Genomic DNA, 22,009 nt, shown 5'->3' on the forward strand with positions numbered 1-22,009 from the left:
TATGGCCGCTCCCCTGCAAAAGATACAGCTGCCCGCTGCGGACAAAGGCCTGCAAGCGTTGCTCGAACAGGCCGGGTACACCGTTTCGGCTTTCAAGGGAACATTCCCCGCTGATAAGCCGGCAGATTATTTATTGCTGAACACGCAGGCCCAGCAAGCCCTTCGCCTGCAACAATCGCTGATCGCGCTGCTTGCTTCCCCGCAACGCAGCCTGCTGCAGCTGGCGCAGGCCATTCAAACCGCTGTGCCGTTCGATTATTGCCTGGCGGATCATTGCGGTTTCCTGCGCATCGGGCGGGATGAATACCAGGTGATCGATCCGGAAGCTTTTGCCGTAATGGCCGGTATGAAGTGGCCGTGGCCGCAGAAAGCCTCGTCTGCATCGATTTTGCAGGGGGCCAAATTTAAAGCGGCGGCGCAGCGAATGCCCTGGCTCAAAAAACTCGCCGCACTGCACGGGCTCAACGCCTCGCTCACTGTTCCAGCTGGCAATACCACCATCCGGTTATACAGCCGTAACGCTGAAGCATACACGCAGGAACAGCTCGCCCTGTTGCAACACCTTGCGCCGCTGCTGCAATATGCAGCCGGCGCGGAAGGTACTACCCTGCCTTCGCTCCCGCGGGACGACCGTTTTGAAGGCATCATCGGCGCCCATCCTTCGCTGTTGCGTGTATTCGATCTCGTGGAGCGCGTGGCCCCGCAGGATACCACCGTACTGCTGCTTGGCGAAAGCGGCACCGGGAAGGAACTGGTGGCCAAAGCGGTTCACCGCCTTTCCCAATACCGCAACGGGCCTTTTGTGCGGGTAAACTGTGCTTCCCTGCCGCCGGACCTTATAGAATCAGAACTGTTCGGCTACGAAAGCGGCGCCTTTACCGGCGCGGCTTCCCGCAGGAAAGGAAAATTCGAGCAGGCGCAGGACGGCAGCATTTTCCTGGATGAGATCGGCGAAATGCCGCATGAGCTGCAATCGCGGCTGCTGCGCGTGCTGCAGGAAAAAGAAATAGAGCCGCTGGGCAGCAATACGCCCATCCCGCTGAATGTACGCGTGATCGCCGCTACCCACCGCGACCTGGAGGAAGCCGTCAGCAGCGGGGAGTTCAGGCTGGACCTCTATTATCGCCTCAACGTTTTCCCGGTCACCCTGCCGCCATTGCGCGAACGCGGTACAGACATACGCCCGCTGTCCACACACTTCGCCGCGCAGGCATTTAAACGACTGCGTAAGCCCTTTCCCGGCATCTCCGCCACCATGATGACCGAACTGGAAACCTTCCATTGGCCTGGCAATATCCGGGAACTGGAAAACGTCATCACCCAGGCCGTGATCCTCAGCGATGGCAAAAGCCCGCTGCAACTGGCCAAACCGCTGCACAGCCAGCAGTCTTCCGCCCCCTCCGTGATCAGCAACCTGCACGACCTGAAGCAGGTGCAGCAACAAACCGAACGGGAATACCTGCTCTCCATCCTCCGCCAGGCCAACGGCAAGGTGCGCGGGGAGAAAGGCGCCGCGGCCATCCTCCGCGTAAAACCCACCACCCTGGAATCCAGGATGGAAAAACTCGGCATCTCCCGCAAAGACCTTCACTAAATATCCCGATTTTCGTTGTAAACTCCGAAAATATCGGAGTTTACCGGCAACCGGAATAGTATCGCAATCCGTTCCTGCACCTTAGCTGTGGCGGGTTACAGCTGTTTCCCCTGAAAGTGGCATATTGCTCGCACTATAAGGGATATAAAACCCAGCATATGTTACAGATGAACAATGTTCCATTCCGCATCCAGTCTATCCGCTCAGCCAGCGCCGCTCCCCAGAAGGATCATGAGCTGAGGATCATTTACATCGCCAACGGCGGCGGCGCTTATTATGAGCAGAACAGGCTCGTTAAAACCGGTGGCGACAGCCTGTTCTTTCTCCACAATCCCACTCCCGGCAGGGTGGAAATATCCGAAGAGTCACAGGGGCAGGTGTATTCCTTCACCCATGAATTCATCCAGCACATACCGCTGGTGCACGAACTGTCCATGTTCGGCGCAGAGCATATGTCGTCCGCCATCCTCGTGGGCAGCCCCGTTAAGCAGGAAGTGGAGCTTATCCTGCAAAAGATCAGCGCCGAATATGAATCCGAAAGGCACTACCGGCTGGACATCATCCGCGATTACCTCAAGATCATCGTGCGTCACATCAGCCGCTCCATGCACCAGCAGCAGCAAAGCTGGAGCGCCTCCCGCAAAACGGGCATGGTGCGGCAGTTCCTCCAGCTGCTGGACCAGCAGTATACCGCGCTCAAAAAAGTAACGCACTACGCGGAAAAGCTGCACGTCACCTCCAACCACCTGAACACCACGCTCAAAGACATCACGGGCATCACCGCCAGCGAGCACATCCGCCGGCGCGTGATATCGGAAGCCAAGCTGCTGGCGCTGCACCGGGAAAATTATTCGATGAAGGAAATTGCCTATCACCTTGGGTTTGAGGACAAATCGCATTTTTCGAAGTATTTCAAGAATGCTTCGGGGAAGAACTTTACCAACTATAAAAAAGAGCTTGCCATGGAAGCGTGATTAACTTATTTTCGGTGTATGCTCACATTACAGTTCTCCCCTTTTCCTGAATTGACCACCGCAAGGCTGGTGCTCAGAAAATTACGTGTGTCCGACGCCGAAGAAATGCTGTATATCCGCTCCCATCCGGAGCTGATGCGTTACATTCCCCGCCCGCTTTGCAATACGCGGGAGGATGCCATTGCCCTCATTGAGCGGTACAATACCTACCTGGAAAACAATGAAGGCATCAACTGGGCCATTACCGAAAAAGGCGTGGATAAGCTGATCGGCGCCGTCGGCTACGTGCACTTCAGGCCGGAGGATTACCGCGGCGAAGTAGGTTACCTGCTGCACGACGGCTGGCATGGGAAAGGGATCATGGCCGAGGCGCTGGAAGCCGTGCTGCATTACGGGTTTCATACAATAAAGCTCCATTCCGTGGAAGCGGTGATAGACCCGGAGAATATTGCTTCTGAAAAGCTCCTCCAGAAAATGCATTTCGTAAAAGAAGCCCACTTCCGCGAATCGGGATTCTACGACGGCAAATGGCTGGATGCCTGCGTGTATTCTTTGCTGACACCTTTAAAATAGGGCATTGAAAGAAGGATTTGGGAAGGTGATAAAACTTCTTTCATTAAATGATTAATTTCACGCCGTCATGGCAAGAACATATGTGATCGGCGATATTCACGGCGCCCTGCTCGCGCTGCAACAGATAATTGCGAAAATAGACCCGCAGCCCGGCGACAAGCTCATCTTCCTGGGCGACTACGTGGACGGCTGGAGCCAGTCTTCCTGGGTGATCAGCTACCTGATGGAGATTGAACAGCAATGCGACTGCATTTTCCTCAAAGGAAACCACGACGCCTGGTGCGAATCCTGGCTGGCAGGCGAAAAACCGGATAATGTATGGCTCTTCCACGGCGGCATTTCCACCGTGGAAAGCTACGAACCGCTCAGCGAAGCAGAAAAACAGCGGCACCTGGACTTCTACAACCGCATGCTCAAATACCATATCGACGAAGAGAACCGCCTCTTTATTCATGCCGGCTTCGCATCGCTGCACGGGCCTGACTTTGAGCGGTATGAAAAGAATTACATGTGGGACCGCACGCTTTGGGAAATGGCCGTTGGCCTTAACCCGCGCATCCGGAAGAACGATCTGCGCTACCCCAAACGCCTGCGCCTTTTCTCCGAAATTTTCATCGGCCATACCCCCACCATCAACTATGGCATATCCGAGCCCATGAAAGCTGCGAACGTCTGGAATGTGGACACCGGGGCGGCTTTCACCGGCAGGCTCTCCGCGCTGAACATCGACACGAAAAAGTATTTCCAGAGCGACGTTGTGCGCACCCTGTACCCGCAGGAAAAGGGCAGGAACCAGTACTAGGCCCGTTCTTCCCTATTTTACGTACCTTTGCCACCGCAAATGGTAAAAATCGACCACATATCACTGCCGGATTTCCCGCTGCTGCTGGCGCCCATGGAGGACGTAAGCGACCCTCCTTTCAGGGTGGTATGCAAAGCCAACGGGGCGGACCTCATGTATACGGAATTCATTTCCAGCGAGGGCCTGATCCGCGATGCCATCAAATGCCGCAAAAAGCTCGATATTTTCGACGAGGAACGGCCCGTAGGCATCCAGATATTCGGCGGCGATGAAGAACGCATGGCCATGGCCGCCAAAATTGTGGACGTTACCCAGCCCGAACTGCTGGACATCAACTTCGGCTGCCCTGTGAAAGGCATCGTAGCCAAAGGCGCCGGTTCCGGCGTGCTGAAAGATATACAGCTGATGACGCGCCTCACCGAAGCCTGTGTAAAAAGCACTTCCCTGCCCGTAACGGTAAAAACCCGCCTGGGCTGGGACGACAACACCAAAAATATCGAAGAAGTGGCGGAAAGGCTGCAGGACGTTGGCGTGAAAGCGCTCACCATCCATGGCCGCACCCGTTGCCAGATGTATAAAGGCGAAGCGGACTGGAACCTCATCGCCAAGGTAAAGAACAACCCGCGCATCCACATCCCCATCTTCGGCAACGGAGATATAGACAGTCCGCAAAAAGCGCTGGAATACAAGAACCGGTACGGGGTAGACGGGATCATGATCGGCCGAGCCGCCATCGGTTACCCCTGGATATTCCGGGAAATACGCCATTACCTCAACACCGGCGAAATAATGGCCGCGCCTACCGTAGCCGAACGCGTGGCCGTCTGCAGGCAGCACCTGCAAAAATCACTGCAATGGAAGGGCCCGCACAGCGGCATCTATGCCATGCGCAGGCATTACCTGGATTATCTGAAAGGATTGCCGGGCATTAAGGAATTCCGCAGCAGGCTCGTAACGCTGGATGTGCCCGAAGAGATCAATGCGGTACTGGATGAAGTGCTGCGCACCTACGATGGGTTCGAGATGGAGCATACTCCCATCCAACTGGTGAACTATCATGAGAACTGCCCGCTGTAAGCGTTATTTACAATCCACTTTTTTATAGGGCTGCGGCTCGAATTTCAGTAAGCTGTTGTCGCTGTTGAACACAGGAACACCCTGGGCGTCAAAACTGTCTGCCAGGGCCTCGTACGCCTGTTCGCCCATCACCTTGAACACCACCGGACGGTCGCTGTTCTGGCCTTCGCTCTGGAAATGGTAAGTGGCGCGAAGGATATTGTCGTTGATGGAGCCGTCTATAAGACCCGTATTCTTGTCTTTTTCAAAGAAGTTATAATCCAGCACGCCATTCACTTTTTCATCTTCCACGATCAGCTGTAAATAGAATGTATCCTTACCTGTCACCTTCTGGTAACAGACCGCGCCTGCCTGTGCCGCCGTTTGCTTTGTATTGTCCGCCTGCGGCTGGCCGGAAGTATCTGAGGTACCGGAAGTACCGCCGGAATTGCAGGCCGCCAAAAAAGCCGTTGCGGCTAAAAATATACTGGCTATGGATCTCATTTTCACGTATTTCTCTAAATCTACGGAATATTTTCAAACCCTGCTGACATAAGGCTGTCAAACCCCGCCCCCATCTTTGTATCAACAAACCAAAAACTTACTACTATGGCTACTATCACCGAATTGCTCCAGGAAATGGAACACGAAGCGAACACCACCCGCAAAATGCTGGCGCAGATACCGGACGACAAGCTGGACTTCCGCCCCCATCCCAAAAGCATGGACATTCGCGCGCTGGCCACACACATTGCGGAAATACCCGGATGGCTTTCCATTATCATAGAAAAAGATGAGCTGGACTTTGCCGGCGCCCCTTACGTAGCGCCCCCGGTGAACAGCGCCAAAGACCTGCTGGCAGTTTTCGAGAAATCGTACCAGGAAGGATATAATGCCCTTAAAGGCGCAGATGAGAGCCAGTTCTCCAAACCCTGGACCATGCGTGCCGGCGAAGAGATCTTCAGCGTGCTGCCCAAATCCGAGAACATCAGGCATACCTTCTGCCAGACCGTTCACCACCGCGCGCAGCTGGGTGTGTTCCTCCGCCTGCTGAATGTGCCCATCCCGGGCAGCTACGGGCCCAGCGCAGACGAAATGGAAGAATACAACAAGAAGCTGAGCTAGTTCATCATTTCAGACAATAATACCGGGTTAAGCGGCGTGCTGATGTCAAAAAATCGCACGCCGCCTTTTACGTATACGATCAGCACATCGTTGTATGGAATCACATCCAGGAAAGTGTTGCCGTCTTTGATAGTTTTAATTACAGACGGGGCCAGCGGCTGGTTTACATCATACACCACCATACCGGAATCCCCGTCGCATACGTACAGCGCATCGCGGTGAACGCCCAGGCCGTAAGGGCCGGCCAGCGGCAGCTGGTTCTTCAGCACGGGTTTCGTAAGATCCGTTACGTCATATACCATCAGCGCATTGTTCGGGCTACCGCAGGTACCGTTGCCTCTTAGGGTAAGGTAAGCGGTATTGCCCTGTGTTACAACGGGATCGCAGGCGCGAAAATGGCCTACGGCGCCCAGCCTGGTGGGGTTGGCGGGATCTTTCAGCTCATAGATGAAAAGGCCCGTGGTGGAACCAATGAACAGCTTATCGTCGTAAGGAAAGATGGTCTCGATCTGCCAGCCTACGGGCACGGTGGATTTCTGAACGGTTTCCGCGGGATTGCTGATATCATATACCAGCAGGTAGGTATTGTTCACCACGTAAAGGTAATTGCCGGAGATAGCGAAACGCGCCATGGAACCGCCTTTGCCGCCGGCGTTGTCGGCGGCGAGGGGGCTGCCTTCCTTTTTGGCGCAGCCCGCGAGCAGTACGGCAACGAGGCCGCATATAAGGAGTATACGTGTTTTCATCAGTTCATGCATTGGGGGTTAAGAACGGTTTCCTGCTTCCAGTGGGTGACGCGGCCCTTGCTCACGTCGGGGCATACGTAATATGCACCGTTGCCCGGCGGGCGGGGATATTTCATTTCCGGGAAGATGTTGGGCATCCTGCTTTTGATCTTCACATCAGGGAAGGCGGAAAGATCCAGCACCAGCATGTCCTCAAAAGAATTCGTGTAAACGGCATTCCCTTTCAGCGCCACTTCCTGGCAGCCCGGGATGTTGAGGAAACCTACTTTCACAGGCTTCGTTTTGTCCGCATAATCAATGATATGCAGGCCCACGCCGGTTTCCACCTGGAAGAGCTTGTTGCCCAGCGCAAAAATTTTCCCGCCTTCTTCGGTGGGGCGTTTGTCTTTCACGGCAACGTCGAGGCCGGCGTCGTCGTTCTTCACATATACAGGCACCCAGGCCTGCACTTCGCCTACTTCACGGTAACCAACCCGGTTTGCATTGCGGTCATTAAATCCGAAATCAAAACGGTCGCAGGCCGTAAAGAGAATGACGACGAGCGTTAAAAGGGTGAACAGTCGCAGCATAAGGATATCAGTTTAGGGTACAGGAGTTTAAACGGCGCCGCGCTGCCGGAAGTTACAAGGGGTTAAAAATATTTGATATATTATTTACGGGCGATCCATTTATCGTTGATGTAAAAGGTGCCAAAAGGTACGATGGACGCGGCAAGCGCAATGAAGGTCTTGCGGAAGGACCAGCCCATCGCGATCTTCACTTCAATGACCAGGATCACATACAGCACAAACAGCAGGCCGTGGGCCATCCCTACCTGCCTGGTCATCCAGGGCTGATCCGCGAAATATTTCAGCGGCATGGCAATGAACAGCAACACGAGGAAGGAAATGCCTTCCAGCAGGGCGACGATCTTGAACCGTTTGATAGCAGGCGCGGGATTTTTTTCCATGCCGCAATACTACGCAGGAAATGTTTCCCGGGAAATGATCCTCGTCAGCCTGCGGGATTTTACCGGCCAGTGACGGAAAGTAGGGCAGCATCAACAAGCTAACGGTACCCCTGCGCCTGCAAATGGAAAAGCTCGGCATAACGCCCGTTCTTCGCCAGCAGCTCATCATGGCTCCCGATCTCCAGCAGCTCACCTTTTTCCAGCACCAGGATGCGGTCCGCCATCCGCACGGTGGAAAAGCGGTGCGAGATCAGCACGGCGGATTTGCCGCGGGTAAGGTCCGCAAAACGCAGGAACACTTCATATTCGGCGCGCGCATCCAGGGCGGCGGTAGGCTCGTCCAGTATCAGCAGCTGCGCATTCTTCATGTAAGCCCGCGCCAGCGCTATCTTCTGCCATTCCCCGCCGGAAAGCTCTATGCCGTTGTTGAAACGGCGGCCCAGCATTTGTTCGTACTTCCCCGGCAAACGGCCGGTCAGCTCATCGGCCATGCTTTTTTGCGCGGCGTTTTCGATAAGCGCGGGATTGCCTATCTCCGCAATATTGCCCACGGCGATGTTCTGACTGAACGTCATCTGGTACCGCTGGAAGTCCTGGAATATAACGCCCACCTGCATCCGCAGTTCCGCAAGATCGTATTCCCGCAGATCGTAACCATCCAACAAAATGCGCCCTTCGGTAGGATCGTATAGCCGTGCCAGTAATTTCACAAGCGTGGTTTTGCCCGCGCCATTCTCCCCTACCAGCGCCAGTTTTTCACCGGCATGCAGGGTGAAGCTGAGGTGCCGGTTGGCCCATCTTTCGGCATGCAGGTATTTGAACCCGACATTCTCGAATGTAAAACCTTCGCGGATCGGTTTGGGAAATGGCCTTGCTTTAACAGGCTGCGTAATGCGCGGCGAGATCTCGAAGAACTCGAACAGGTCGCGCAGGTAAATGGCGCCCTGGGTAACGCTGGTGAAACGCATGAGCACACCTTCCAGCAGGCCGCGCAGCTGGCGGAACGAACCGCCGAGGAACGCCAGGTCGCCGATGGACAGCTGGCCCTGCACGGTGCGCAGGATGATGATCGCATACGCTGCGTAATAACCGGCGCTGCCGACGATGGCGAACATCACCGCCCAGATGTTGTAGCGGACGGACAGGTCGCGCTTGTCTTTATAGAATTTATCGGAAAGGCGCCTGAACCTTTCCACGAGGTAATTGCTGAGGTTGAATATTTTCACCTCTTTCACGGATTCATCGCTGGCGCCGAGAAAGCGGATGTAGTCCAGCTCCCGCCTGTCTGAGGTCTGGCCCCAGGCCAGCGCGTAGAATTTATCGTTGAAGTGGGTCTCGGACAAGAACGCCGGGATCACGGCTACGAGCAGCAGCAATATGAGCCAGGGGCTGAAAGTGAGCAGGCCCGCGGCGAGGAAGATCATGGTCACGATGTCCTGCACCTGCGTCATCACCTGGCTGAGCAAGATGGTGCGGCCAACGGTTTGCTGGCGGGCACGTTCCAGCTTGTCATAAAAGGTGGAATCCTCGAACTGGTCCAGGTCCAGCGTGGCGGCGTGCTGCATGATGCGCACGGAAGTATGGTTGGCCACCTGTTCGCCCAGCAAATTGTCCAGCAGCGAAATAGCGCGGCCCAAAGCCCCGGAAACGATCACCAGACCGAATTCCAGCGCTACCAGTTCCCAGAGGTACTGGTAAGACAGGTCGCCTTTCTGCTGGGTCATTTTTACGACTTCGTCTATAATGAGTTTGCTGACATACAGGAGGGCCAGTGGAGTAGCGGATTGCGCGGCGCGCAGGAAAATGTTCCAGACCGCAAGCCAGGGGCTCGTTTGCCAGACCAGCTTAAAGAAGGCGGGCAGGTTGCGGAGAGCGGCCATCCGCTCCTTGAAACTTACATCGGGCTCGCCGGGTTTTCTGCCGGGTCGTTTCATGCTCATACGGATGAAGTTACAGAATGTTGGGATACCGGCAAGTCTCCTTACTCCGCAATGATCACCTTCACGCCTCTTTCCGTCAGCATCTTGACGGTTTCCGCGTTCACCATACCGTCCGTAATAATGTAATCCACCTGTTCCAGGCTGCAGATGCGGCCGATGCCGCGGCGGTCGAACTTGGAGCTGTCTGCCATTACCACAACGGTCTGGGCAAGACTGATCATTTTCATATTAAGACTGGCTTCCGCGAGGTTCGTGATAGAAAGGCCGAATTCGGGATCGATGCCGTCCACGCCTACGAACAGCACTCCGCAGGAAATATCATCCAGCAAACGTTCCGCGAAGGAACCTGCCGCGGCGGAGGAGCTTTGATGGATGAGCCCGCCGATCTGGAGCACGTCTATATGGGGCCGGTTGCACAGTTCCAGCGCCACTTTCAGCGCGGGTGTGATCACCGTGATGTGTTTGTTGGGATGCAGCACCCTGGTCAGCTCAAATACCGTGGTGCCGGAGCCGATGATAATGGAATCGTTGTGCCCGATCAGCTCCACCGCTGCTTTCGCGATGCGTTTCTTTTCCTCTATTTTAATGAATTCCTTTTCGTTGATCGGGCGTTCGATCGTGTAGGGGTTCTGCGTGCTGCCGCCGCCTTTGGTGCGGTAAAGCAGCTTCTTTTCTTCCAGCAGCTTCAGGTCTTTCCGGATCGTAACCCCGGAAACCTGCAGGGAATCGCTCAGCTCCTGTATATCCACCTTTCCGTTCTCCTGCAGCTTTTGCAGGATCAATTGGTGCCTCTCTGTAATATTCATGTGGAATCGGCTTTACTAATGTTTAAATACCTTTCGTCAAAAGTAATATATTATTACCGTATGGTTCAATGCTCCCGAAGCAAAAAATCAGCTCAAACATCTCTATTGGCAAGTTTAACGCTAAATTAATATTGCCTTTATTTTAATTTAATTTTGTTTAATAAAGTTTAATTTTTACTTTTATTTCAGCTTCATTTCATTCCACGAATTAACAAATTTAACATGACCACCTTCGAAAAAGCAGGAATTCCACGCCAGTTATTATGGGGATACATCGGCGTTATGATCTTTATGATGGGCGATGGCATTGAGCAAGGCTGGCTCAGCCCTTACCTCGTAGAGCACGGGATGACCGTGCAACAATCCGCAACCTTATTCACCGTATACGGTATTACGATCGCTATCTCCGCCTGGTTTTCCGGCGTGCTGGCCGAAGGGCTCGGCGTGAAGCGCACCATGGCGCTCGGCCTGCTGCTTTATTGCCTTGGCACCGTGGGTTTTGTTGGCTTCGGCATGCCTGAGCTGAACGTGCCGGTGATGCTCTTCACCTACGCGTTGCGCGGCTTCGGCTACCCGCTGTTTGCCTACACCTTCCTGGTATGGATCGCTTACAGCGCCCCGCAGCAACAGCTCGGCCGCGCCGTGGGATGGTTCTGGTTCGTGTTCACCGGCGGCCTGAACGTGCTGGGCGCTTATTATTCCAGCTGGGCCATCACGGAGTTCGGTCATCTCAATACATTGTGGACTTCCCTCTTCTGGGCGCTGCTGGGCGCAGTGTTCGCCCTCCTGCTGAACCGCAGCAAGGCTGAAAGCCAGTCTGCCGGCGGATCTAAACTGCAGGAACTCGTGAAAGGCCTCACCATCGTGAAAGAAGAGCCGAAGGTATTGCTGGGCGGCATCGTGCGCGTCATCAACACCACGGCGCAGTTCGCCTTCCCCGTGTTCCTCCCCATGTACATGGCTATGCACGGCTTCGACACCACGGAATGGCTGACCATCTGGGGCACTATCTTCACATCCAACATCATCTTCAACCTCATATTCGGTTTCGTGGGCGACCGCTTCGGCTGGCGCAATACTATCATGTGGTTCGGCGGCGTAGGCTGCGCGTTCAGCACCCTGTTATTTTATTACGCCCCGCAGATCTGGGAAAACAATTATTGGATGGTGATGGGCGCGGGCATCCTCTGGGGCGCGCTGCTGGCGGGCTATGTACCGCTCACCGCGCTGGTGCCGTCCCTGGTAAAAAAAGATAAAGGCGCGGCCATGGCCATCCTCAACCTCGGCGCGGGCCTGCCCGTATTCGTGGGGCCGGCCATCGTGGGGCTGTTCATCGGCCTCGTGGGCAATGAAGGCGTGATCTGGATACTGGCCGCCCTGTACCTGGTCAGCGCCATCATCACGAAGTTCATCACCCTGCCAGATAATGCGAAAACTTTGCACCATACCCGTCAATCCGAAGAAAAATTACAAACCATTTAGCATGAGAATTTTGATCACAGCTCCCTACAACGAGAAAGGGATCAGGGAAATTGAACAACTGTTCGGAGAGGTCATTTACCGCCCGTGGAAGCCCCATGGCCGGGCTTATTACGAAAGCGAGCTCATTGCGCTGCTCGAAGAATCCGCCGCGGAAGCGCTCATTACGGAGCACGACCATGTTACGGCCAATGTGATCGCGGCATTCCCGCAACTGCAATTCATCGGCGTATGCCGCGGCACACCGTCGAACGTAGCGGTGTCGAAAGCAACGGCGCTGGGCATCCCCGTATTTTTCACGCCCGCGCGCAATGCGCAGGCGGTAGCTGAAATGTTCATCTCCACCGTAATCATGCTGCTGCGCAATACCATTCCCGGCATCAATTGGCTGAAGGGGCGCAACTGGCAGGAAGGGGCGCATGATTCGTACCTGCATTTCAAAGGCGGCGAGCTGGCGGGCAAATCCATCGGTATGGTGGGCTTCGGCGCCATCGGCCAGCTGATAGCGGGCATGGTGCGCAATTATCCCTGTGATATCCGGTTTTACGACCCGTATGTGCAGGAGCACGACCCTGCTTATAAACAATGCAGCATCGAAGAAATATTCTCTGAGTGCGACATCGTGTCCGTTCACCTGCCTGTTACACCTGAAACCACCGGCATGATCGGCAGCCGTCTTTTGAAAAAAATGAAAAAAGACGCCATCTTCGTAAACACGGCGCGCGCCGCAGTTGTAAAACGGGAAGACCTCCTGGAAGCGCTGGAGACAAACGCCATCCGCGGCGCCATCCTCGACGTGTTCGACCATGAGCCGCCCGACGAGGTGGATTACCGCATCATCGACCAGCCGCATGTGATCGCCACGCCGCATATCGCAGGGGCAACCTTTGAAGTGGAAGACCATCACGTGGAGATCATGAACAGGGCGCTCACAACATGGTTCGCCGAAGGGAATAAAAAAGTCAGGGAACTGGCCAACAGGGAAATACTTACAATGAAAGTGAATGACTGATCAGCAAGCATATATCATCGTAGACATCGGCACGGGCAACGTGCGCGTGGCCGCGGCTTCGCCGCAGGGCCAGGTGCTCGGTGTGGCCCGGGAAGATATCGTGTATCATAAAGACGCGCTCTATCCCGATGCGCTGTACTTCGAACCCGCACAGCTCTGGCAGCAGGTGCTGCGCCTGGCCGCCGGGGTGCTGGCCAAAGTGCCGGCCGCGTCCGTTAAGGCGATTACCGCCACGAGTCAGCGCGAAGGGATCGTACTGCTGGGAAAGGACGGCCAGCCGCTCACCGGCCTGCCCAATATTGACCACCGCGGAAGGGAATGGGAAAACATCATGGAAGACAAAAGCCGCATCTACCGGCTCACCGGCCGCTACCCCACTTCCCTGTTCTCCGCCATGAAACTGGTCGGCATCCGCGAACGCAAACCGGATATCTGGGCGCAAACCACGTCGTTCCTCAGTATCAGCAACTGGATAGAACACCAGTTCAGCGGCGTGGCGCGTTATGAGCACTCGCAGGCTTCAGAAACCTTGCTGTACGATGTGGACCGTATGGAGTGGTCCGCTGAGCTGTGCGGCGCCTTCAACCTGGCCGCCTCCCTCCTTCCCCCCGTAGCCGCTTCCGGCACCGTGCTGGGCAATGTGAAAGCCGATGTGGCGGGTGCGCTGGGCATTCCGGCCGGTACAAAAGTGATCGTGGGCGGCGGCGATACACAGCTGGCCATCAAGAGCACGCGCCCGGCGGTGGACGATATGGTGATCGTATCAGGCACTACCACGCCCATCGTAAAGATAACGGGAACGTATACACTGGATGGTGAAGAGCGTACCTGGACCAGCCGCGATATTGAGCCGGGGCGTTTTGTGTTTGAAGCGAACGCCGGCGTGACGGGCCTCAACTACCAGCGCCTGAAAGAGATATTTTATCCCAACGAAGGGTACGACATCATCGAAAAAGAGCTGGCGGAAAACAAGCATACCTTCTGCATGGCCTCGCTCGGCTCGCTGCTGGCGGATGAGGAAGTATCGCTCACCCGCGGCGGGTTTATATTCCCCGCGCCCGTGTCGCACCTGCTCACCCGCGGTTCCTTCGTATGGGCCACCATCCTGGACATTGCCTGTTCCATCGCCAGGAACTACCGTATACTCGCCGAAGTGGCCGGCCATGAGCCGGACTACATCTGGGGTTGCGGCGGCGGCCTGCAAAGCCGCGTGCTGCGGCAGCTCATTGCCAACCTCACCGGTAAAAAAGTGAAGCTGCGGCACGAGTTCCAGCAGTCTTCCGCCGTGGGCGGCGCACTGATCTGCAACCAGGCGCTGCAGCTGGACGTACAGATGAACGACAGCACGGAAACCGTGCACCCGCAGGATGAAGCCCACTTCGCGGCGCTGTATGCGGAATGGGAAAAAACACGGAGCTATTTCCGGAATATGAACTGACCGCGCCGCCGGCATGCAACAAATGAACGATATGCACACTTTTATAGGCCTGGATGTTGGCACACAGGGCGCCCGCGCCGTACTGGCCGATGCTTCGGGCAACGTACTGGCTTCGGCGGAAGAGAACTTCCCGCTCAGCGGCCGTTCACGCGAGGAACAATGCCCTGACACCTGGTGGCAGGCCTGCACCCGCGTGTTGGAACAGGTGCTGGAAAACAAAGCCGCAGCCAGCCTGCTGGCCATTTCCGTCACTTCTACCTCCGGCACCATCATCCCTATCAACAAAAACAACGAGCCCCTCCACCCCGCCATCATGTACAGCGACGGCAGGCAGGCGGAAGAAGGCGCGCTTTGCAAAACAACCGCAGCATTATATAACCCGGACGGGTATACTGCCTTCAACACCAGCAGCGGCCTGCCTAAAATGCTCTGGTTCCTGCGCCGGTTCCCGGAAAAGGCCGGGGATGTGCACCTGTTCATCCATGCGGCGGATTATATCACCGGCAAACTGTCCGGCCGGTACGACGTCACTGATTTTACCAATGTGTTAAAATCCGGTTACGATGTGCGAACGGAACGCTGGCCGGAATATATTTGGGATAAATTGCCGCTCCGCAGGGAGTGGCTTCAAACTGTCGTTCCTTCCGGAACGCCAGTGGGGCCTGCCACAGCGGCTATCAAAGGCCTGAACGGCAATGTGACCATTGTAGCGGGCATGACGGACGGCTGCGCCTCGCAGATCGCATCAGGCGCGGTGAGCCCGGGTACCTGGAATACCACCATCGGCACCACCCTCGTGGTAAAAGGCGTTACGCACAATGCCGTGAAGGACCCGCAGGGAAGATTATACAATCACCGCCACCCCGAAGGCTTCTGGATGCCGGGGGGCGCCAGCAATACAGGGGCAGACTGGGTAACCCGGCTGTTCGGAACGGACCTTGCCCCGCTCAACGAAGCAGCGGCAAAGCTCCTGCCCACACAGCACCTGTTCTACCCCCTGATGCAGCAGGGCGAACGTTTTCCTTTCATCGCCCCGCAGGCACAAAGTTTTGAAACGCCCGGGCTTTCCGATGCAGAGCGCTTCACCGCCGGCATGGAAGGCGTGGCGTACGTGGAAAGGCTGGCCTATGAAGTGATAGAGCAGCTTTCCGGCGAAAAAGTAAATGCCGTATACACCGCGGGCGGCGCCAGCAACAGCGACGCCTGGCTCACCATCCGCGCCAACGTGCTGAACAGGCCCGTGCATAAAATGAAAGAAGTGACCGGCGCGGCAGGCGCAGCCATCCTCGCGGCATCCGGCACACACTTCCGGTCGCTCCGCGAAGCAGCCGCGGCCATGACGCAAATAGAAAAGACCGTATCGCCGCAGCCCGCACTGGCAGCGGCCTATGAAAATAACTACCACCGTTTCATCCGTGCATTGAAAGAAAAAGGATATGCTTAATATTTATTTACTCCGCCATGGCCAGACGGCCTGGAATGCAGACAATAACCGCTACTGCGGCCGGTCCGACATTCCTTTGACAGCCAAAGGCATACAGCAGGCGGAACTGGTAAAAGACCAGCTCAAAAACATTACGTTCGACGGCGTGTATTCCTCCCCGTTGGAACGCGCCTTTATGACGGCCAATATTGCTTCCGGCGTGCATGTGATCAAAGACCAGCGGCTGATCGAAGCAGATTTCGGCGCCTGGGAGAAAAAGACCAAGGAAGAATTCATTGCCGAGAACGCGCGGCTCTGGGAAAACTGGATGAGCGATCCCGCCATCCACAAGGCGGGCGGCACCGGCGAATCCGGCAAAGAGATCGTTGCCCGCGTGGATGCTTTTTTCACCGATATCTCCCGCAAGCATAAGAACGGCAACATCCTCGTAGCGGCGCACAATGGCGTGAACAGGCTTTACCTCGCGCATAAGCTGGGCATGCCGCTGAAGAACTACCGTATGCTCGTGCAGGACAATGCGGCCGTCACCATGTTCACCATCGACGAGCAGGGCCATTTCACCTTACAACACCTGAATTCAAAACTCTGATCCACGATGAAAAAGATATTTCTCTGCAGCGCCCTGCTCTGCGGCGCCCTGCTGGCCAATGCCCAAAGCACCATCAATGTGCTCAGGATCCGCAACGCCAAAGAGCTGCGCAGCTTTTTCGCCTATACGGGCAAAGACATTCCCTTCATCAGCGGCCACCGCGGTGGCGTAAATAAAGGTTTTCCCGAAAACAGCATCGAAGCGCTGGAGAACACCCTGCGCCACACGCCGGCTACGTTCGAGATAGACCCGCGCCTCACGAAAGACAGCGCCATCGTGCTCATGCACGATGCCACGCTGGACCGTACCACCACCGGCACAGGAAAAGTGGGTGACTATACGCTGGCGGAACTTAAACAGCTCTACCTGAAAGACGTGGAAGGCCATGTGACCACCTTCCGCATCCCCACGCTGGAAGAAACGATCAAATGGGCCAAAGGTAAAACCGTGCTGATACTCGATAAAAAGGACGTGCCTTTCGATATGACGGCCGCCGTCATCAAAAAACACAAAGCGGAAGGCCATGTGATGGTGACCGTTCACAGCGCCAAAGAAGCCAAATGGTACCACGACCGGAACCCGGAGATCGTATTCGAGGCATTTGTGAAAACGCAGAAGGCGCTGCAAGAGTACGAAAAGGAAAACATCCCCTGGACGCACATTATGGCTTACGTAGGGCCGGACAACAAGCCGGAATTGGCCCCGCTGTACGCTGATCTCAACAAACGGGGAGTGATGTGCATGATCTCCACCGCGCCCACTTACGATAAATTGCCCGGCGCTGCGGAGAGAACCGCTGCTTATCAATCGATTATCGAAAAGGGGGCCAGCCTGATTGAGGCAGACAGGTCCATTGAGGCGGCGGAAGCCATAGCGCCCCTGGTACCGGCGGAAAGCCCTAAAAAGAAGTTTTTCGGCAAAATGACATTAAAGTAACAGCCCTATACCTGTAATTGTATATCTGGTATCGTTTACGAGACAAAACCATCCTTTCACGGAAAATCATATACGGGATACCCCCACGGATATATCTTTGTATCGGTTTTTCATAGGATATGGTTAAAAATATTTGAGGGCGGTATTCTTACCGCCCTATATTTTTTCCTCCAACTGCCGCATTCCTTTTTCAAAGTATTGTTTTTCAATTTGAAACAAGCGCCTGCTCATTCGCTACCAATCCGCTATTCCGCCCGCAGGCTTTTCACCGGGTTGGCCAGTGCCGCACGGAGCGCTTTATAACCTACGGAAACCCAGGCAATAACGATCGATAACCCTACCGCCAGCACAAAAACGCCCCAGCCGATCGTAATGTGATAATGGAAGCCTTCCAGCCAGGAATTCATCAGATAATACCCCAGCGGCGCAGCGATCAGGAAGGCGACGCCGATCAGTAAAGTGAATTCTTTTGAAAACAGCAGCACGATGCTCCGTACGGAAGCGCCCAGCACTTTGCGGATGCCCACTTCCTTCTGCTTCTGCACAGCCATGAAAGACACGAGGCCGTATAAACCAAGACAGGAAATGAAAATGGCGAGCACGGCGAATATCCTGAACAGCAGCGCCGTTTGCGCCTCTGCCCTGTAATAATTATCGATCCGCTGGTCCAGGAACTTCGTATCATACAGGTAAGTAGGATATACACCGGTGAATTCCTTTTCGATGCGGGCCAGCGTTTTAGGCATATCCTGCGGGCGGAGGCGGAGGGCCATGAATGAGATCGTCTTATTGTCCATCGTGATCACCACAGGCGTAATGGCATCCCGGAAGGACCGGTTGGCGTAATCCTTTACCACGCCTACGATCTCCAGGTTTTTCTGCTGGTGGAAAGAAAGGCGTTTACCCAGCACAGCCTCGTTGTTGGGCAGGTTCATTTTTTTCACGAACATTTCGTTGACCATTATTTCGCGCACCGTATCGCTGTAGAATGGCTGCCGGCCTGCAACAACCGGTATGCCGAAAGTATGGAGAAAGGCCGTATCGCCGAACTGGCGGGAGACCATAAAAGATTCCATCTCCGTTTTGCCGTTGAAGAAAAACTCCGCTCCCCAGCTCCACAAGGCGGAAGGCGCTTCCATGCAAAATGCGACAGCCTCCACGCCCGGTATAGTTTTCATGCGTTCACGGAGCAGGGGGTACTTGGCGGCCAGCGCGCTGTCGTTCGGCAATTCTACCATGAGCATAGACTCCTTGTCGAACCCAACGGGTTTTTCATGGAAGAATTTCATCTGTTGAATGGCCACTAACGTGCCAATCACCAGCAGCTGCGCGATCACGAACTGTATCACCACGAGCCCCCGCCGCAGCGAAATGCCGCCAATGCTCCGGGCGCTGATGCGGTTCTTCAACGCAGCCAGCGGATTGAATCCCGCTACTACCATAGCCGGGTAAAAGCCCGCCAGTAGCGTTACCACAATGCCCAGAAGGCAGAGGAACAGGATCGTGCTTCCCCATGCAATGTCCAGCGGCCTGCCGCCGGTGATCCTTTCCAGTTGGGGCAACACTGCCGCGGCCATCAGCAGGCTTAGCACAATGGCGAAGAATGTAACAAAAGCCGTTTCAACGAGGAATTGGCGCGTCAGCTGCCAGCGGTTGCTGCCCAGCACTTTACGCACGCCTATTTCCTTGGCGCGGCCTACAGACAAGGCGGTGGCCAGGTTGATGAAATTGATGCAGGCCACCACGAGCAGGAACACCCCGATCATCGCAAGGGTGAACAGCTCTCGGCTGGTGAACTTCGTGCCATAAAAAGGTCCCAGCAACTTGCTGGTATGGATATCTTTCAATGGCTGCAATAACAGCTCTGTAGTATTGGCCGTATTCCTTGCATCTTCGTTATAATATTTTTTCACGAATGCCGGAAGCTGCTGCTGCAAAGCGGCAACCTTTTGCCCTTCCCGCAGCAGCACATAACAAACGGAGTTGCCGCTGACATTTCTCCATTCCTCGGAAGTAAACTTCGTATCCGCGATAAAAGTAGGATAAGAAAATGCAAGCCTCATACGAAGGTCCGTATTGTTCGGCGGGTCTTTATACACACCGGTCACTTCAAAGGGTACACGAAATGAGAACAGCTGGATCGTACGCCCCATGGCCTGCTCCGGCTTCCCGAAATATTTCCGCGCGATGCTTTCGCTGATTACCGCGGTATTAGGCCTCGTCATGGCGCTGGCGTTGCCTGCCAGCCAGGTATAGTCGAATATGCTGAAAAAGCTGGTTTCCGCCCACATCAGGCTGCCATCAGGTTCCAGGAAACGCTTCTCCGGCTCCCCGTTCTTCCCCGGAATATAGATCTGCCCCTGGCCAAGGTGCCATGTGGCGGCCACCTTTTCGAGCTGGGGGAAATCGTTGCGGAAAGTTTGCGGCAATATCAACGGCACGCCGGTACTCGTCATCACCATTTCCCCATTGCTGCGGCTGAACCCCAGGGAGGCCACCCGGTAGATCCGGTCCTTCTTCGAATGATGGTCTTCATAGCTCAGCTCATGCCTTATCACCACGAATATCAGCAGCGCCGCCGCGATACCCACAGCCAGGCCGGTCACGTTCAAAAGGGTAAATGAAAGCTTTCTTCGCAGGGAGCGGAAAGCTATCTTGAAGGAGTTGAAGAACATAGGGCGGAAATTTATATAGCCCATCTTTTATCAAAAAACAGGTCAAAAATGCAATTGATTGATATTGAAGGAAAAGAAAGGTTTAAAACGCGAAAATATGTCCGGTTACAATACAGCCCCTGTCCGATTCTGAACAATTACCGCCTGTTTCCATTATATTGAATAAGATTAAACCAATGACCATGGCCGCTTTTATCCTTGCGCTCATAGGGCTCATCGCCCTGCTGCATTTTTACTTTTTATACCTTGAAATGTTTGCCTGGACAACCCGCGCACCGAAGATCTTCAAGACCATCCCTGAAAATCTTTTCAAGCCGACCAAAGTGCTGGCGGCCAACCAGGGCCTGTACAACGGGTTCCTCGCCGCCGGGCTGGTATGGAGCCTGCTCATTGGCGACCCGGCCTGGCAGGAGCACGTAGCGGTGTTCTTTCTCGTATGCGTGGCCATCGCCGGCATTTACGGCGCGTTTACCGCGAGTAAAAAGATATTTATCGTACAGGCGTTGCCCGCGCTGATCACCTTATTACTGATCTGGCTGCTGTAAGAAGCGGCGGTATTTCCTCCTGAAATACACCATGCTCAGCACGGTGCCTCCCAGCCCGGTAAAACCGGTAATGACCACGAGCTGCATATAGAAGTCCAGCCAGTTGGCCTGCACCCGGAAAACAGATTTGGCAAGCATTACGCCCACGCTTCCGAGGTAACCGAAAGAATCCGCGAGATATATCAGGAAACCGACGTTGCCCGCAAAACGGAATGCGGCAATGAAGCGGTCGAAGAGAATGCTGTTGAACGGAATATAGACCATGTAAAGCCCGAGGCCGGTGAGCAGCATCCAGGTATACATGGCCGTGTGGCCGCGGCCGTGAAGGAAAGTAACGGTAAGCGCCAGCGCGAAACCGGCCAGCATGATCCATTGCGTGAGCATGAATGCCGTAAAATTATGCTGCAGCCATATCATCGCCGCTATCACCACCAGTATCACCAGCGAAATGATGGTCTCCGTCTGCGCAAACACGCCCGGCTCGAACACCGCGCCGGAATCCCGCCACATATCGGCCATAAAGCTGTCGCGCACTTCGCGCAGGATCGTTACCAGGATGTAGATGAGCACCAGCAACGCCAGCCCCGGCCAGAAGCGTTTTAATAAAGCGCTGCGTTCCGCGCCGGTCATGGGTTTCCGGTCCATGCGCTGCACCTTGTCCGCTTCGGTGGGCGGCGGTATCTTTTCCAGCAGGAACACAAAAATGAGCAGGGCCGGCATAAACACGCAGCCCACCACGAAAGGCATCTGGTATTCCGTTACTCCCCATGCGTTCATCACCCATTGAGCCGTGCTCTTGGCCAACCCCGAAGCGAATATGAAACTCACCGCCAGCGCCGCGCTGATCAGGTCTGTGGTCCTTCTTCCTTCCACGTACGAAAACACCACGCCCCACAGCATGCCCAGCGGGAAGCCGTTGAGGAACAGACACCAGAAATTATAAGGCGGGGGAATGAACGCGAATAAAAGCCAGGCCAGCCACGAAACGCCAACCAGCGCCAGTATCAGCCAGTGCCGGTTCACGCGCTTCATACCTGAAATGAACCGGATGCCGTAGAATTTGCTCAGCATATAACCGAACACCTGCGTGGCCACCAGCACTGTTTTATAATCCAGCCCGAAAAGGGTATGCCCGCCGAAAGCCCCTACGTTGAAGGCTTTACGGAATGCAAAGATGGCGGTATAAGCAGAGAAGCTGGTGAAGGCGGCAAACAGTGCCACGCCTATTTCACGACGGGTAAAACGCATACTCCCGGAAGATACGTTGTTAAATCCGTAATTAAAACAGGGCCGTTGCATGTGCAAACGGCCCTGTGGTATGCAGGT

21 protein-coding genes are annotated in these 22,009 nt (G+C 55.0%); 13 read left to right on the forward strand and 8 right to left on the reverse strand.

All coding sequences use genetic code 11. The annotated features are described in order from the left end of the window. Position 1: 1 nt before the first annotated feature. The 5 genes from ACTJIK_RS17915 (at position 2) to dusB (ending at position 5,020) form a co-directional block, all read left to right on the forward strand. Entirely contained in the window at positions 2–1,594 is a 1,593-nt protein-coding gene (locus ACTJIK_RS17915; protein WP_440648582.1) for a sigma-54 interaction domain-containing protein, read from the forward strand. A 158-nt stretch (positions 1,595–1,752) separates the two neighbouring features. Continuing rightward, a complete protein-coding gene (locus ACTJIK_RS17920) occupies positions 1,753–2,568 on the forward strand; it encodes a helix-turn-helix domain-containing protein (protein ID WP_440648584.1) in 816 nt (271 codons plus the stop codon). Positions 2,569–2,586: 18 nt separating this feature from the next. Continuing rightward, complete coding sequence (locus tag ACTJIK_RS17925) at positions 2,587–3,141, forward strand: GNAT family N-acetyltransferase (RefSeq protein WP_440648586.1); 555 nt, start codon at positions 2,587–2,589, stop codon at positions 3,139–3,141. A 67-nt stretch (positions 3,142–3,208) separates the two neighbouring features. Continuing rightward, positions 3,209–3,943 (forward strand): metallophosphoesterase family protein, encoded by a 735-nt coding sequence (locus ACTJIK_RS17930; RefSeq protein WP_440648588.1) that lies wholly within the window; start codon positions 3,209–3,211, stop codon positions 3,941–3,943. Positions 3,944–3,982: 39 nt separating this feature from the next. Beyond that, on the forward strand, positions 3,983–5,020 hold the full coding sequence (gene dusB, locus ACTJIK_RS17935) for a tRNA dihydrouridine synthase DusB (RefSeq protein WP_440648590.1): 1,038 nt from the start codon (positions 3,983–3,985) through the stop codon (positions 5,018–5,020). 3 nt (positions 5,021–5,023) lie between these two features. On the opposite strand, the gene ACTJIK_RS17940 is transcribed toward dusB, so the two are convergent. Next, entirely contained in the window at positions 5,024–5,503 is a 480-nt protein-coding gene (locus ACTJIK_RS17940; protein ID WP_440648592.1) for a hypothetical protein, read from the reverse strand. 105 nt (positions 5,504–5,608) lie between these two features. On the opposite strand from ACTJIK_RS17940, the gene ACTJIK_RS17945 reads away from it, so the two are divergent. Beyond that, complete coding sequence (locus tag ACTJIK_RS17945; protein ID WP_440648594.1) at positions 5,609–6,124, forward strand: DinB family protein; 516 nt, start codon at positions 5,609–5,611, stop codon at positions 6,122–6,124. Here the strand turns inward: ACTJIK_RS17945 and ACTJIK_RS17950 are convergent. From ACTJIK_RS17950 to ACTJIK_RS17970, 5 genes are all read right to left on the reverse strand, one after another. Continuing rightward, complete coding sequence (locus tag ACTJIK_RS17950) at positions 6,121–6,870, reverse strand: LVIVD repeat-containing protein (RefSeq protein ID WP_440648596.1); 750 nt, start codon at positions 6,868–6,870, stop codon at positions 6,121–6,123. The two genes, ACTJIK_RS17945 and ACTJIK_RS17950, sit on opposite strands and share 4 nt — an antisense overlap. Continuing rightward, the gene (locus tag ACTJIK_RS17955; protein WP_440648598.1) at positions 6,870–7,439 is read right to left on the reverse strand and encodes a hypothetical protein; all 570 of its coding nucleotides are present in this window, start codon (positions 7,437–7,439) and stop codon (positions 6,870–6,872) included. Before ACTJIK_RS17955 ends, ACTJIK_RS17950 begins: the two co-directional genes overlap by 1 nt. 80 nt (positions 7,440–7,519) lie before the next feature. Beyond that, a complete protein-coding gene (locus ACTJIK_RS17960) occupies positions 7,520–7,819 on the reverse strand; it encodes a DUF3817 domain-containing protein (protein WP_440648600.1) in 300 nt (99 codons plus the stop codon). 98 nt (positions 7,820–7,917) lie between these two features. Then, positions 7,918–9,759 (reverse strand): ABC transporter ATP-binding protein, encoded by a 1,842-nt coding sequence (locus ACTJIK_RS17965; protein ID WP_440648602.1) that lies wholly within the window; start codon positions 9,757–9,759, stop codon positions 7,918–7,920. A gap of 41 nt (positions 9,760–9,800) precedes the next feature. Further along, complete coding sequence (locus ACTJIK_RS17970) at positions 9,801–10,565, reverse strand: DeoR/GlpR family DNA-binding transcription regulator (protein WP_440648604.1); 765 nt, start codon at positions 10,563–10,565, stop codon at positions 9,801–9,803. A gap of 222 nt (positions 10,566–10,787) precedes the next feature. Here ACTJIK_RS17970 and ACTJIK_RS17975 point away from each other — a divergent pair, with 222 nt between their 5' ends. Genes ACTJIK_RS17975 through ACTJIK_RS18000 form a run of 6 tightly spaced genes read left to right on the forward strand, consistent with a single transcriptional unit; the run spans position 10,788 to position 17,463 of the window. Then, positions 10,788–12,047, forward strand: a complete 1,260-nt coding sequence (locus tag ACTJIK_RS17975) for an MFS transporter (RefSeq protein WP_440648606.1) — start codon at positions 10,788–10,790, stop codon at positions 12,045–12,047. Position 12,048: 1 nt separating this feature from the next. Further along, positions 12,049–13,056, forward strand: coding sequence for a 2-hydroxyacid dehydrogenase (locus tag ACTJIK_RS17980; RefSeq protein ID WP_440648608.1), 1,008 nt, complete (start codon positions 12,049–12,051; stop codon positions 13,054–13,056). Continuing rightward, on the forward strand, positions 13,049–14,494 hold the full coding sequence (locus tag ACTJIK_RS17985; protein ID WP_440648610.1) for an FGGY-family carbohydrate kinase: 1,446 nt from the start codon (positions 13,049–13,051) through the stop codon (positions 14,492–14,494). Before ACTJIK_RS17980 ends, ACTJIK_RS17985 begins: the two co-directional genes overlap by 8 nt. Before the next feature lie 31 nt (positions 14,495–14,525). Further along, positions 14,526–15,938, forward strand: a complete 1,413-nt coding sequence (locus ACTJIK_RS17990; protein WP_440648612.1) for an FGGY-family carbohydrate kinase — start codon at positions 14,526–14,528, stop codon at positions 15,936–15,938. After that, positions 15,931–16,527, forward strand: a complete 597-nt coding sequence (locus ACTJIK_RS17995) for a histidine phosphatase family protein (protein ID WP_440648614.1) — start codon at positions 15,931–15,933, stop codon at positions 16,525–16,527. Before ACTJIK_RS17990 ends, ACTJIK_RS17995 begins: the two co-directional genes overlap by 8 nt. 6 nt (positions 16,528–16,533) lie before the next feature. Beyond that, the gene (locus ACTJIK_RS18000; RefSeq protein ID WP_440648616.1) at positions 16,534–17,463 is read left to right on the forward strand and encodes a glycerophosphodiester phosphodiesterase family protein; all 930 of its coding nucleotides are present in this window, start codon (positions 16,534–16,536) and stop codon (positions 17,461–17,463) included. Between the two features lie 245 nt (positions 17,464–17,708). On the opposite strand, the gene ACTJIK_RS18005 is transcribed toward ACTJIK_RS18000, so the two are convergent. Next, a complete protein-coding gene (locus ACTJIK_RS18005; protein WP_440648618.1) occupies positions 17,709–20,138 on the reverse strand; it encodes an ABC transporter permease in 2,430 nt (809 codons plus the stop codon). A gap of 182 nt (positions 20,139–20,320) precedes the next feature. Between ACTJIK_RS18005 and ACTJIK_RS18010 the strand changes: the two genes are divergently transcribed. Then, positions 20,321–20,683: a DUF1304 domain-containing protein gene (locus ACTJIK_RS18010; protein ID WP_440648620.1), complete on the forward strand. Its 363-nt coding sequence runs from the start codon at positions 20,321–20,323 to the stop codon at positions 20,681–20,683. On the opposite strand, the gene ACTJIK_RS18015 is transcribed toward ACTJIK_RS18010, so the two are convergent. Continuing rightward, positions 20,663–21,931 (reverse strand): DUF5690 family protein, encoded by a 1,269-nt coding sequence (locus tag ACTJIK_RS18015; RefSeq protein WP_440648622.1) that lies wholly within the window; start codon positions 21,929–21,931, stop codon positions 20,663–20,665. The genes ACTJIK_RS18010 and ACTJIK_RS18015 overlap by 21 nt on opposite strands. Positions 21,932–22,009 lie beyond the last annotated feature (78 nt).

Source organism: Chitinophaga sp. 22620 (assembly GCF_052044405.1).
GTDB lineage: Bacteria > Bacteroidota > Bacteroidia > Chitinophagales > Chitinophagaceae > Chitinophaga.